Source organism: Acinetobacter sp. YH12023 (assembly GCF_013420135.1).
GTDB classification, from domain to species: domain Bacteria; phylum Pseudomonadota; class Gammaproteobacteria; order Pseudomonadales; family Moraxellaceae; genus Acinetobacter; species Acinetobacter amyesii.
Genome location: NZ_VOYU01000003.1, coordinates 348,622 through 360,630 on the forward strand (window position 1 = coordinate 348,622; position 12,009 = coordinate 360,630).

Below are 12,009 nucleotides of genomic sequence, written 5' to 3' on the forward strand. Positions count from 1 at the left end.
AAACTACTCTCCCCGAGCAAAAAGTTTATCTAGCTGTGCCAATGGAAACGCACGCCACGTCGGACGCCCATGGTTACATTGGCTGGCAAATTCAGTTTGTTCCATCTGACGCAGTAATGCATTCATTTCAGATAGACTTAAAATACGGTGTGCGCGTACAGCGCCGTGACAGGCCATGCCTGCCAATATTTGATCACGCTTTTGTAGTAACCCTGCAACCTGATCACTTGGGTCTAAATCATTTAATAAATCTGGAATCAGCGCATCAAAGTCTGCTTTATGCAAAATGGCAGGAACACCTCGGACAATGACTTGCTCATCGCCATATTGGTCTATTTCTAAACCTAGGCGTGCCAATTGTTCTTTGAGCTCATCGACGCGCATCGCTTGCATCCGACTGATACTGACGACTTTAGGAATCAGCAACTGCTGTGATGTCCAAAACTCAGGTTTATCCCAAGCTGTTTTCATCTGTTGCAAAACAATGCGTTCATGTGCCGCATGCATATCAACAATGATTAAACCTTCGGTGTTTTGGGCCAAAATATAAATACCATGCAATTGCGCAATGGCAATCCCCAAAGGATGCTCATCAACTTTCTGCTGAATATGTTCAGCTAAAGCGGTATCCGGATCATTTAACGACTCAGTTTGACGTAAAGGCGCTAAATAACTTTGCAATGCATTATTGAGCTGTCTGGAACCCGCTATATTTGACTGATATCCAGTGCTATTGTTCGACGCATTTGAATATTGCTGTGTATAAGCTTCCTGACCTGTTGGCGCATGATTTGAAGCATATTGCACCGTTGCTGGCGAACTAAAGTCAGTAAGTCCACCTGCGATCTCTGGACTGACAAAATTTGTGCCTTGCTCTGCAACTGGCTGAGGTTGATGTAATGAAAATTGTTCCTGATGACGCGGCTGCGGAATAATATTTTCGTGTGCCTGCCCATCAAGTTTCATTGCAGATGACAATTCGGCGGTCGCGGTTTGAAATTGCGCTAATGTCGATTTGGCAAAATGACGAACAAACTCATGTACTTCACGTTGATTTAGAAACCGAATTTCATGCTTGGTCGGATGCACATTCACATCGATATTTTCAGGATCAACTTCCATAAACAACAAATAAGCGGCATGTTGATGTCCATGCAAAATACCGTCATAAGCCATCCGAAGTGCATGTGAAACGGTCTTGTCTTTTACGATACGTCCATTCACATATACGTATTGCATATCGGCCTGCGCACGTGCATCTGAAGGATGACCTAACCAACCACTAAGACGCATATTGACGCTATCAGCATCCATCCAGTACGCATTTTCAGTAAATTGACGGCCTAGTAACTGCTGCACCCGCTGAAAACGCAGCGCGCCACTATCTGCAATAGGCAAGTTCAGCTTAATGCTATTGTTATGCTCAAGGACAAAACGTATATCAAAATGGGTCAGTGCCAAACGACGGACAATTTCTTCGATATGTCCAAACTCAGTCCCCGGTTTTTTGAGAAACTTACGCCGTGCAGGCACATTAAAAAATAAATCTTGCACACGAATGGTGGTGCCTTGCGTCGCTGCCACAGGCTGAATTTCTTGTGAATCAAATGCAGTGCCATTTACTTCGACCTGATAGCCTACACCGTCATCATTTTGGCTACTGGTCAATGTCAAACGAGACACCGCAGCGATCGAAGCCAAGGCTTCCCCACGAAAGCCCAGACTTACAATGGCATGTAAATCCTCAGCAGTTTGGATTTTACTTGTGGCATGGCGCATGACCGCCAAAGGTAAATCTTCAGGGTGAATACCCCGACCATTGTCTATAATTTCAATCAGTGTACTGCCGCCTTGTTCAATACGAACAATCAGCTCAGTCGCCCCTGCATCAATGGCATTTTCTAGTAATTCTTTGACCACAGAAGCGGGACGTTCAATCACTTCCCCTGCGGCAATTTGGTTGGCTAAAGCAGGATCAAGCGTTCGAATGCGGCGGGCACTGATTTCATTCAGCATGGTTAAATTTCTGCTCCAAAGCGTTTTGCAAAGTTTCTGAAGAATAGCTTAAAGTCGCTGTACGAGTGGTTTCATCCGCAGACTTTTCAATATTAATAATTAAATCAGCCGCAGGGATTTCGTCGCCCCCTTTAGATGGCCATTCAAATAAAAATAGGGCGTTCGGCGTTTCTAAATAATCACGGATACCCATAAGTTCAAGCTCATAGGGGTCATTCAGACGATATAAATCAAAATGAAAAATATCTTGTCCTTGAATATTGTAAGGTTCAACCAATGTATAGGTTGGACTTTTTACCGCACCTTGATGACCCAAGTGTTGTAAAAAATAACGTGTTAACGTGGTCTTTCCTGCACCCAAGTCACCAATTAAATACGCTACACCCGTCGTAAAATGCGTCGCCAGTACGGTAGCTAAGTTTTGGGTATCGACTTCACTATTAAGTTCCAGACTGAATGAATACTGCATATTACTCACAACATGTACATAAGAATTAAATATGATAGCATCGCACCGGCTAAAATGGATATGTTCACACTATAGATTGAGCATTTTTCATGATGTGTTCTCTGCTTTATTTGCTCAGTTTTTAGATCTTTCTTCATGCATAGTTTTGAATTTACTCCCCCGATGATCAATGGTGTCAGTGCCAGCAAAGTCTTCCTTGACGGTCAACACACACAAGCCTCTACCGTTTATACATATTTGTGTGAGCAATTTCCTCATATCCAAGCAGTGGAGTGGCAACAACGATTTAAGGATGGTCTAGTCTATGCTGCTAATGGTGACGTTTTAACGATAGACAGTCCTTTTGAAGCAAATCGTCATGTTTATTATTATCGATTCTTAGCGTATGAAATCCATGTTCCCTTTGAGCATCAGATTTTATTTGAAAATGATCATTTCATCGTGGTCGATAAACCGCATTTTCTCACCATGAGTCCGACCGGTCAGTATGTACAAGAAACCTTGTTGGTTCGACTCAAAAAACAAACGCAGCTTGAACACCTGACACCGATTCATCGTTTAGATCGTGAAACTGCCGGTGTGGTTCTCTTCTCCAAATGTGTCGAAAGCCGTGGGCTATATCAACAGATGTTTGCCAAGCGGCAAGTTAAAAAAACCTATCATGCCATTGCAGCTTTTCGAGATGACTTAAATTTCCCAATCACAACTCGCTATCGTATGGAAAAAGGTCAGCCATTTTATACAATGCAACTGGTAGATGGTGAGCCTAATAGTGAAACATACATTAAGCTCCTCCAGCAGCATGGAAACCATGCAAAGTATGAATTAAATCCCCATACCGGCAAGCAACACCAACTTCGTGTACATTTAAATGCTTTGGGCATTCCAATTCAAAATGACCCCTTTTATCCAGTAGTACAACATAAGGCAGATGACGATTTCAGCCAACCTTTACAACTACTTGCGAAACAGCTTAAGTTTATCGATCCTGTGACAGAGCAGGCTTTTCAATTCAGTTCTGCCTATGAATTGACACTGTAAATCTATTGTCATTACATTAAATTGATAAAATACTGCCAAACTTTCTTGAATTTATAACAGTTTTGATTAGAATAAATGCGAAAAGTTAAGTATTTAAAAGCTTTCTAAGAATATGAGAAAAACTGAAGTCTACCAAATCCGTCTCGATTCACAGGAAAAGAAACAGGCCTTTGCCGTTTTTAAACAATTAGGCATTACACCTGCACAGGCTGTACGTCTATTCTTTAAACAAGTTGTTTTAACCAAATCGATCCCCTTCTCTATTGAAAACCAAAATATCAATATTGAACAATTGATTAAGTTACGCAAATTAAAACAACAAGAAGCCCAAGCTATTTCAACCATTGAAATTAGCCCTGCTGAATTAGAAATTTTAAATAATGATCCATTATTAGATGATGATCATCTCGACTTGTTTGAAGAACTCAATGCAATTTTGGGTGAAGGTGACAAAACTTAACACTGTCGCATTTATAAACAATTTATAAATCAACCAATTTCGAAATTTCGATATGCTTCATGCAAGACTGATAAAAATAGCATGGAGTATAGAAAAAATGATCGTTCGACGCGCAACAGAAGCAGACCTTCATCCACTTGCTGTTTTATTTGATGAATATCGCCAATTTTATGGTACCTCTTCTAATCTTGATATCTCATATAAATTTCTAAGACAACGTTTTGAAAATAATGAAAGCGTAATTTTTATTTGTCTAAAAGATGAAGTGATTACTGGGTTTATCTTACTGTATTTAGGCTTTTCATCTGTGGCTTGTTCAACCTACTATATTTTAGATGATGTCTATGTCAGCCCTGTATATCGTCGTCAAGGTTCAGCCAAACAATTGATCGATACCGCTGTTCTCTTTGCACAACATGAAGGTGCGCTTCGAATCAGCCTCGAAACTCAAAAAAATAACTATCACTCACATCAACTCTATGAATCGATGGGCTTCATTAAAGATGATGAATTTCAAACCTATCATTACTTTATTCGCTAATGCTCTGCTAGGCATTAAATACATCATCAACGCATATTAGAAACGAATCTTTCGATCAGTAGATTGCAGACATATTAAGGGGCTTTAATACCGCACATTCATCCTTCAAATGATGACGTATCAAAGCCCAGTACCCATTACTGTGGATTTAGATTTTCACGAAATTTCGATTGTTCAATTTGCGCTGCATTCAAATAAATCCATTCACCTTCATTCAGATCTTCAAGCTTTAATTGGCCTATTTGAGCACGATGTAAAGTTTCAACTTTATTGCCGACAGCCGCCAACATCCGCTTCACTTGATGATATACCCCTTGATGGACAGTCATTTGTAATTGATGTGAAGCCAATAGCTGTACATCGGTTGCAGCGAAGATGCCTTTTTCGTTTCGAAGCTCCACGCCTTGTTCTAATTGTTGTATTTGCTCAGGTGTCACAGGATCTGCGGTATGCATCGAATACACTTTGGCAACATGCTTTTTAGGGTGTGTCAGTGCTTGTAGATATTGACCATCATCCGTGAGCAGCAACAGTCCAGTGGTGTCTTGATCCAGTCGCCCGACGCATTGCAGACCACGATTTAACAGCACATCATCAAATAATTCAAAAACACTGAAATGATGGGTTGCCTGATGCGAACATTCATAACCTTTGGGTTTATTTAACGCAATATATATATGCTCACGATAGACATAGTCCTGACCATATACACTATAAGTTAAATCATTTAAGTCCAGTTTTTGCTTTGGATTATCTACAATCTCACCGTGTATTTCGACCGCACCATTTTTAATCAACTGTTGGCAATATTTACGCGAACCAAAACCTTGTGATTGCAGCATTTTTTCCAAAAACATAGAACAACCTAATAAACACCATATATTGCTATTTTATACTGAACAACGAGCCAACTTGCAGGAAAAATAGCGGAAATGATCTTGAACGCCAGTTTTTAATGTTTCTGCGCTACACTATTGATTATTTATTGAAGTTTCTCACGAATATCCTATGTCTCAGTTGGATTTAAATCTGATCGTGTTATTGGTGTTATTGGCTTGTGGCATCTTTAGCCACAATACAGCGATCACCATAGCAGCAGGTGTCTTGATTGTTTTCCGCATCACGCCTTTAAGTGAATTTTTCCCCTATCTGCAACAATATGGCTTAAACATTGGCATTATTATTTTAACCATTGGCGTACTCACGCCGATCGCTAGCGGAAAAATACCCGGTGATTCGATTTTAAAATCCTTTTTAAGTTGGAAATCCCTCGTCGCAATCGCCATTGGCGTCTTTGTCGCATGGCTAGGCGGACGTGGTGTCAAACTGATGTCCAATCAGCCAGATGTGGTTGCCGGACTATTAATTGGGACAGTCGCAGGTGTTGCCATGCTGCGTGGTGTACCTGTCGGCCCACTCATTGCAGCAGGCATCTTGTCGCTACTGATTGGGATTAAACAATAAGGCCGTTGCTGACATAGCGGTTTAACAAAATTTTAATTTGAGCCATGCTGCATTTGAAATAAACGTCGACTAAGCATGATTCCAACGAATGACAACGCTGACATCAAGATCCCCGCCCAAAACCACGCTCCAGTTTGTGAAACCACAGTGGCAATCACAGGTGGCAGAACAAATTGTGATATGGCAGAGCATTGTAAAATCATGCCGACCGTCGTACTGATTGCCGCAGGATAAGGTGCAAAATGCAGTGATTGCGCAAACACCGTCGCAGCAACCAAGCCCCCAAATAGCGAAAAACTAAACACCGTTAAATATTGCAGTAAAAACGGTAACGAATCTTGAGAGAGATAAAACCCTAAGGAGCAAATGATCAAAACAGCAAAACCCAGTTGGACTAAAGTTTTAGCTTGAAAACCACGCTGTAATAGCAGTCCACACCCCCATGTGCCCACAGCATTCGCAACGGCAACACTGGCTGTTAAAGCACCCGCCAGTTCTGCTGAAATTTGGTTTTGGGCATAAATCATCGGTAAGAAGCCCACCAATGCAAACCACTGCCCTGCATATGTCCCAAAAATGAGCGCCAAAAGCCATGCTGCAGGATGTTTCAAAGTATCTCTAATGAGACCAATAATAGGTGTTGTATTCAGCGCCACATTAGGCTGAGGAATAAACATAGCGATACAGAGTAGTAATGCCGCAGTGATCATAGCGAAACTGAGCCAAACCACACTCCAACCATATTGAGCAATTAGAAATGGCGCAACCAATAAGGCTATGCCCATACCTCCGCCCATATAAGCACTCCACAGTCCCATCTTTGCGCTGATGTGCTGTAGCGGTACAAGCTGACGGATAAATGCAGGCCCTGTGAGTGTCACCAATAAGAAGCCAAAGCCTTCTATGACACGCAGAAGCAACAAGGCATCAAAGCTTTGTGCAAAACTCCCCCATGCACTTGCCATCGTTAATAAACTTAAGCCTAGTAATATACATAGCTTAAATCCAATTTTTTGGATATAACTGCCAATCAACAATGCAAAGCACATTCCTGCGCCCTGTACCAATGAAAGCAATAAACCAGACTGAATAAAGCTAATACCAAGTTGCTGCTGTAATACAGGTATCGCGGGCGGTAATTTCCCGATATGCATTGCAGCAATAAAACCTGCCGCAATAATGAATAAATCTTTTGACATCCCTTTCATTGAATTGTCATGCTCTTTTCGCCATGCAATAGTGCACAGCTTAACAATTCAAAATATTATTTTGAGTCAAAAAACAAATGACCTTAGATGATTTTTCAATTATTTAATCATCTTGCACCGTCACATGCTAAGCGCACTTTGATTTAAATTAAACAATGATATTCCGTGATGTCATCTGCAATTGTTTGAGACAATACGTATTCCCATCAAAAATGTTTTTTCTGATACTTTCAATAATTTGGCGGTAGTGAAGGAATTCACCTGCATAACAATTAGTGAATTATTTAAGCAGTGAGTTATTCAATATTTACTTGTTTCCGTTCACGCTTATTGGCGTACATTTTCAAATCAGCCATTTCGACCAATTGATCGATGGATTCGGCATCCTCTGGAAATAAAGCCATCCCAATACTGGCACCAATTTTCAAGCTCATTTGCTCGAATGCAAACGGTAGTCCGCAACTTTCTGCGATTCGATTCATCGCCGTTTGCGCACGCTCTAAGTTGGCAATATTGGTTAAAATCACAGCAAATTCATCACCACCCAAGCGTGCAACCAAGTCATCTTGACGTGTTTCACGCAAAATGCGCTGTGCAATTTCTTTCAGTGCAGCATCCCCAATGCGATGTCCAAACTGATCATTAATCGGCTTCAGACCATCCATATCAATCATCAAGATACCTAGCACTTTTTTCTGCGCACGTGCTTTTTCTATCCCTTGGCGCAAAAAGTCGACAAACAAAGCCCGATTAGCTAAACCTGTTAAGCTATCTTGAGTCGCCAATTTATATAGCTCTGTCGCACCGAAACGTGTCGCATGGTACATCGCCGCAGCGATCAACTCAGACATCAAACTTAATATATGCAAGTCGGCTTCCTGAAAGGCATCGACTTGGTCAGAGTAAATCTTTAAAACACCGACACCTTCATCACAATGAATCAATGGCACTACTGCCATCGAACGCAATCCAACACGTTGACATGCCACGCGATCTACCCGTGCATCTGTTTCCGAATCTTGGCAATACAGTGTTTGTTTTTGCGCAATACATAGCCCCGATAAGCTATTTTCAATATGAAGTCTTAAACCCAGTAAATGGCTCGCCCCGCCAGACACTGCACGATAGACCATATCACCATCTTCAGCCAACTCTACAACTGCACCTTTAGCATGTGTAATCTGCTGCGCCTGTTCTGCCACTACGGTCATCACTGCATTGAGATCTAAACCCAGTTTGGCAATAGCTGTCTGCGTTTGAATCACAGACATGAGTTGAGTTGGTGAGGGTTCTATAGTATTTGGCATGATTGAGCTCAAACAGGTTTCAGTGTGAGATACAGCTCAATTCTAAAAATTATTCATCCACTTGTATAGCAATCTTAAAGTGATTTCTGTGCATTCAAGCACTTTAGATACAACTCTTTCAAATACTGCTCTTCGAAAGAAAATGCACTCAAGGAAACAACAGAGCAAGTGGAATCATCGATACACATATCGAAGGTTGGGGAAAGTCATGATGTTTGGATGACCCACGTATTTTCCGACTCTCCCCCTGGATATTATTTCAATGCGTAAATTTCACTCTGCACCCATTCTCCACCTTCCAATTGCACATCTACAGCCACACGTTGATATTCAGCCCCTTCAAATTCATCTAAAGCCGCCCAATGTGCAGCTAAGTTTTCAGAGATAAAAACATAGCCTTCAATGGTTTGACCTGCCTTCGATAAACGAATGCCCGGACTGCCCATCGCCGCACCCCAGCCTTTATCTTCTAATTCACCCCACACCACACCTTTCTTCCACTCGCCACCAATGCGATCCATCACGTGAGCATTGGGCTGACCTAGACCTCATGTCCCGTATACAAAAAGACTCTGTGTCATAGATCCTCCTTAGTTGGAATAATATTGATTGCGTTTTTGTGAGAATTTCGCCAACTGTTTTAGGAAGCCTTCAAAGTAGCTTTTTTCAGCCTCTTCTGTACGATAGCCGGCGTACAAAGTTCGTCTTAAACCTTCAGGTGAAACACAATCTAAGCGTCGAGAGGTCACCCAACCTTTTTGCTCATATTCATTCACTACCCAATCAGGTAATGCCGCAATACCACGACCACTTGCAACCAACTGAATCAGCATCTGGGTCAAATCTGTAGTACGGACGTGTTTAGGCTGAATATTGGCCGGTAAAAATAATTTTGCCATGATATCTAAACGATGTTTATCAACCGGATAGGTAATCAGCGTTTCTTCTGCTAATTCTTGAACAGTCACATTTGTCGCACGAACCAATGGATGTGTATTGGACAATACCAAACGAGATTCATATTCAAAGATTGGGAAATATTCCACGCCTTTTAAATTGATCGGGTCTGCAGTAATCAGAAGATCAAACTCGCCCGTTTGTAATAGTTCATGCGGATTGGCTTCAAAGCCAGATGCAAAGTCCAAATCTACATCGGGGTATTGCTGACGGTAGACATTCAATAACGGCATCAGCCAGTCAAAGCAACTATGACATTCTGAAGAAAAAATAATTCGGCCAGTTTGACCATGCACAATACGTGTAATGTCCGATTGCGCAATTTGAACTTGCGGCAAAATGTCATCGGCAAGGCGTAGTAAACGTTGCCCAACATTCGAAAAGGTCACAGGACGTGTGCGTCGGTTCACCACCTCTACCCCATACCAATGATCGAGTTCTTTCAACTGGTGTGAAAGTGCAGAAGGCGTTAAACACAGATCATTAGATGCAGCAACCAAAGAACCGTGTTCTCTGAGTGCCAATAAGGTTTTGAGATGGCGTAATTCCAACATGATTGTTCTCAACTAAACTTGGGAGCAACTTTGCAATCGAATATTTTTCGCAAAGCATTAATGAATTATACTCACCTTATCATTATTTTATTAAATTTTATTCATTTAAAGTTTTATTTGGAACTTTAATCACCAATTCATCGTTTTTAAGCAGATGCAAAGGATGAAAATAAACACGATGCCCTTATTAAAAAAGCCAGATTGATCAATCTGGCTTTAAATGTAGGTAATCCAAAGAATGTGTTATTCCACAAATAATAAAGCCAAACGAACTTGATCATATCCCATGCGTGGACTGGTCAACTCCACAATTGGGCGCAGCTTAACAGTACCATCATCGTTATAATGTGCTGGGTCTTGTCGTTTCGCCAAACGTTTATAAATTTTACGCACCTGCTCAACCACGTCTTCTCCCGGATGTGCCACCGATATATCTAAACCTTGCTCTTTTTGCAGACGAGCCAAATGATTAATAATCGTAGCAGGTGTTAAACCACGCTCCACTGCAATATCTTGAATTTCATAACCTTCCTCAAACAATTCACGAGTTTGATCTAAAGTCGCTGTGGCAAAGCTTTGTTTCGCACCAGTTTTGGCAATTTTCTTTTCATTGCGCTCAATTTCCACTTCATTCAGCGTTCCACCACAATGACGAATAAAGGCTTTATGTTGAACGGTTAAATCAGCCTCTGCAAAATTGGTTTCCGCTTCATCAGAGAGTTCCTGAAAACGTCGATCGGCTTTAATCGCCAAACTGTCGAGTTCTAAAGCTTGTTCATTAAAACCAAGTAAACGCAAACCATCTAATGTTTTTAAACGCGACAATGCCACATAACCCTGACCTTTCTCAAAAGTATGCGTCAAGTTAATTTCAGCCGCTGCAAGGGTCATCCCTTGAGATTTGTGAATGGTGATCGCCCAGGCCAAACGTAGTGGAATTTGTTGGAAACTGGCAATGGTTTTACCATCATCATTATCGACAGACCATGTTTCAGGTTCTACCACCAAGGTCGTGCCGTCCGTAAGTTTTACTTTAGGCAAGATGCCATATTCATCATCTTCTTCAAAACCTATCACTTCACCGAGGCTGCCATTGATATAGCCCACGTCAAAGTTGTTTTTTACAAACATCACTTTGGCATTTTTCTTTAAGGTCAAAGTTTCCGGCGCACGCACGGATGATTTTAAGGTTTCGATCAGTTTATCATTACCATCACATTGGGCATCAAACTGGCGAGATTCTTGCTCAATTTCATTTAGATGTTTATAGTTAATACTATCTACATCCATATTATGGGTATACAAGCGCGTAAAGGTTTCACCTATATTTTGTGAACTTGTCTGCCTTAAAGCATGCAAATGATCGCCCGTAATTTGCTGAGCACGAATCGCATTTAGAATATCATTGAGATAGTCATTACCCTGACGATGTTGTTCGGTCAAATAACACACGCGAAACTTCGCTTCTACCCATGCCTCAGACATAAAGCAAAACTTATCACGGTTTAATTCACCTTTGCGTCCCACAGGGGGTAACTGGAAGAAGTCACCTGCAACAATGACTTGAATTCCCCCAAAAGCATCTTCACTGTCTTTAAAAAATTTTAAAACTTTATTCACCAAGTTTAATTGCTTGGCATGCAACATCGAAATTTCATCGATGATTAAAACTTGGGCATTTTCCAAATGCTCTTTTAAATATTTACGTTCTTTTAAGCGCTTTAACTCATCTTCGGAAATCGCATCTTTAATCCCAATCCCTGCCCATGTATGAATTGTCATGCCATTCATATGGGTTGCAGCAATCCCTGTAGAAGCCGTAATTGCCACCGGCACTTTGCGCGCTTTTAGATAATTGATGTACTGATTTAAAGTATAAGTTTTACCTGCACCAGCCGAACCTGTTAAAAACACATTTTCGCCTGCTTTGAGCAGCTTGAGTGCAGTTTCTTGTTTCATAAGACCTATACCGTAAAAGAACGGCTATAGCCT

The 12,009-nt window shown here is 41.2% G+C and carries 12 protein-coding genes; 4 read left to right on the forward strand and 8 right to left on the reverse strand.

All coding sequences use genetic code 11. From position 1 onward, the window contains the following. Window positions 1-3 precede the first annotated feature (3 nt). Window positions 4-2,016 (reverse strand): DNA mismatch repair endonuclease MutL, encoded by a 2,013-nt coding sequence (mutL, locus tag FTT92_RS04715; protein WP_180171555.1) that lies wholly within the window; start codon window positions 2,014-2,016, stop codon window positions 4-6. Continuing rightward, window positions 2,006-2,485 (reverse strand): tRNA (adenosine(37)-N6)-threonylcarbamoyltransferase complex ATPase subunit type 1 TsaE, encoded by a 480-nt coding sequence (tsaE, locus tag FTT92_RS04720; protein WP_180109734.1) that lies wholly within the window; start codon window positions 2,483-2,485, stop codon window positions 2,006-2,008. Before tsaE ends, mutL begins: the two co-directional genes overlap by 11 nt. Window positions 2,486-2,620: 135 nt before the next feature. Between tsaE and FTT92_RS04725 the strand changes: the two genes are divergently transcribed. The 3 genes from FTT92_RS04725 (at window position 2,621) to FTT92_RS04735 (ending at window position 4,527) form a co-directional block, all read left to right on the forward strand. Continuing rightward, entirely contained in the window at window positions 2,621-3,526 is a 906-nt protein-coding gene (locus FTT92_RS04725) for a pseudouridine synthase (RefSeq protein WP_180171556.1), read from the forward strand. A 112-nt stretch (window positions 3,527-3,638) separates the two neighbouring features. Then, on the forward strand, window positions 3,639-3,986 hold the full coding sequence (locus tag FTT92_RS04730; RefSeq protein WP_078193683.1) for a type II toxin-antitoxin system RelB/DinJ family antitoxin: 348 nt from the start codon (window positions 3,639-3,641) through the stop codon (window positions 3,984-3,986). Window positions 3,987-4,083: 97 nt separating this feature from the next. After that, window positions 4,084-4,527 (forward strand): GNAT family N-acetyltransferase, encoded by a 444-nt coding sequence (locus FTT92_RS04735; RefSeq protein ID WP_078193684.1) that lies wholly within the window; start codon window positions 4,084-4,086, stop codon window positions 4,525-4,527. 137 nt (window positions 4,528-4,664) lie between these two features. On the opposite strand, the gene FTT92_RS04740 is transcribed toward FTT92_RS04735, so the two are convergent. Beyond that, window positions 4,665-5,384, reverse strand: a complete 720-nt coding sequence (locus FTT92_RS04740; protein WP_180171557.1) for a pseudouridine synthase — start codon at window positions 5,382-5,384, stop codon at window positions 4,665-4,667. Between the two features lie 151 nt (window positions 5,385-5,535). Here FTT92_RS04740 and FTT92_RS04745 point away from each other — a divergent pair, with 151 nt between their 5' ends. Continuing rightward, window positions 5,536-5,991, forward strand: coding sequence for a DUF441 domain-containing protein (locus FTT92_RS04745; protein ID WP_078189017.1), 456 nt, complete (start codon window positions 5,536-5,538; stop codon window positions 5,989-5,991). A 32-nt stretch (window positions 5,992-6,023) separates the two neighbouring features. On the opposite strand, the gene FTT92_RS04750 is transcribed toward FTT92_RS04745, so the two are convergent. The 5 genes from FTT92_RS04750 to FTT92_RS04770 form a co-directional block, all read right to left on the reverse strand. Further along, entirely contained in the window at window positions 6,024-7,190 is a 1,167-nt protein-coding gene (locus tag FTT92_RS04750; RefSeq protein ID WP_257231589.1) for a CynX/NimT family MFS transporter, read from the reverse strand. A 305-nt stretch (window positions 7,191-7,495) separates the two neighbouring features. Then, entirely contained in the window at window positions 7,496-8,506 is a 1,011-nt protein-coding gene (locus FTT92_RS04755; RefSeq protein ID WP_180065242.1) for a sensor domain-containing diguanylate cyclase, read from the reverse strand. A 254-nt stretch (window positions 8,507-8,760) separates the two neighbouring features. Next, on the reverse strand, window positions 8,761-9,027 hold the full coding sequence (locus tag FTT92_RS04760) for a gamma-glutamylcyclotransferase family protein (RefSeq protein ID WP_249735131.1): 267 nt from the start codon (window positions 9,025-9,027) through the stop codon (window positions 8,761-8,763). A gap of 69 nt (window positions 9,028-9,096) precedes the next feature. Beyond that, window positions 9,097-10,017, reverse strand: a complete 921-nt coding sequence (locus tag FTT92_RS04765; protein WP_078189020.1) for a LysR family transcriptional regulator — start codon at window positions 10,015-10,017, stop codon at window positions 9,097-9,099. Between the two features lie 243 nt (window positions 10,018-10,260). After that, window positions 10,261-11,976 carry an AAA family ATPase gene (locus tag FTT92_RS04770; RefSeq protein WP_180003112.1) on the reverse strand — a complete coding sequence of 572 codons (1,716 nt, stop codon included), beginning with the start codon at window positions 11,974-11,976 and terminating at the stop codon, window positions 10,261-10,263. Window positions 11,977-12,009 lie beyond the last annotated feature (33 nt).

Coding starts and splice junctions, on each gene's coding strand:
- FTT92_RS04740 (WP_180171557.1), bottom strand. CDS start 5,384: ATGTTTTTGGAAAAAATGCTGCAATCACAAGGTTTTGGTTCGCGTAAA.
- FTT92_RS04730 (WP_078193683.1), top strand. CDS start 3,639: ATGAGAAAAACTGAAGTCTACCAAATCCGTCTCGATTCACAGGAAAAG.
- FTT92_RS04750 (WP_257231589.1), bottom strand. CDS start 7,190: ATGTCAAAAGATTTATTCATTATTGCGGCAGGTTTTATTGCTGCAATG.
- FTT92_RS04745 (WP_078189017.1), top strand. CDS start 5,536: ATGTCTCAGTTGGATTTAAATCTGATCGTGTTATTGGTGTTATTGGCT.
- tsaE (WP_180109734.1), bottom strand. CDS start 2,485: ATGCAGTATTCATTCAGTCTGGAACTTAATAGTGAAGTCGATACCCAA.
- FTT92_RS04755 (WP_180065242.1), bottom strand. CDS start 8,506: ATGCCAAATACTATAGAACCCTCACCAACTCAACTCATGTCTGTGATT.
- FTT92_RS04770 (WP_180003112.1), bottom strand. CDS start 11,976: ATGAAACAAGAAACTGCACTCAAGCTGCTCAAAGCAGGCGAAAATGTG.
- FTT92_RS04760 (WP_249735131.1), bottom strand. CDS start 9,027: ATGGATCGCATTGGTGGCGAGTGGAAGAAAGGTGTGGTGTGGGGTGAA.
- FTT92_RS04735 (WP_078193684.1), top strand. CDS start 4,084: ATGATCGTTCGACGCGCAACAGAAGCAGACCTTCATCCACTTGCTGTT.
- FTT92_RS04765 (WP_078189020.1), bottom strand. CDS start 10,017: ATGTTGGAATTACGCCATCTCAAAACCTTATTGGCACTCAGAGAACAC.
- mutL (WP_180171555.1), bottom strand. CDS start 2,016: ATGCTGAATGAAATCAGTGCCCGCCGCATTCGAACGCTTGATCCTGCT.
- FTT92_RS04725 (WP_180171556.1), top strand. CDS start 2,621: ATGCATAGTTTTGAATTTACTCCCCCGATGATCAATGGTGTCAGTGCC.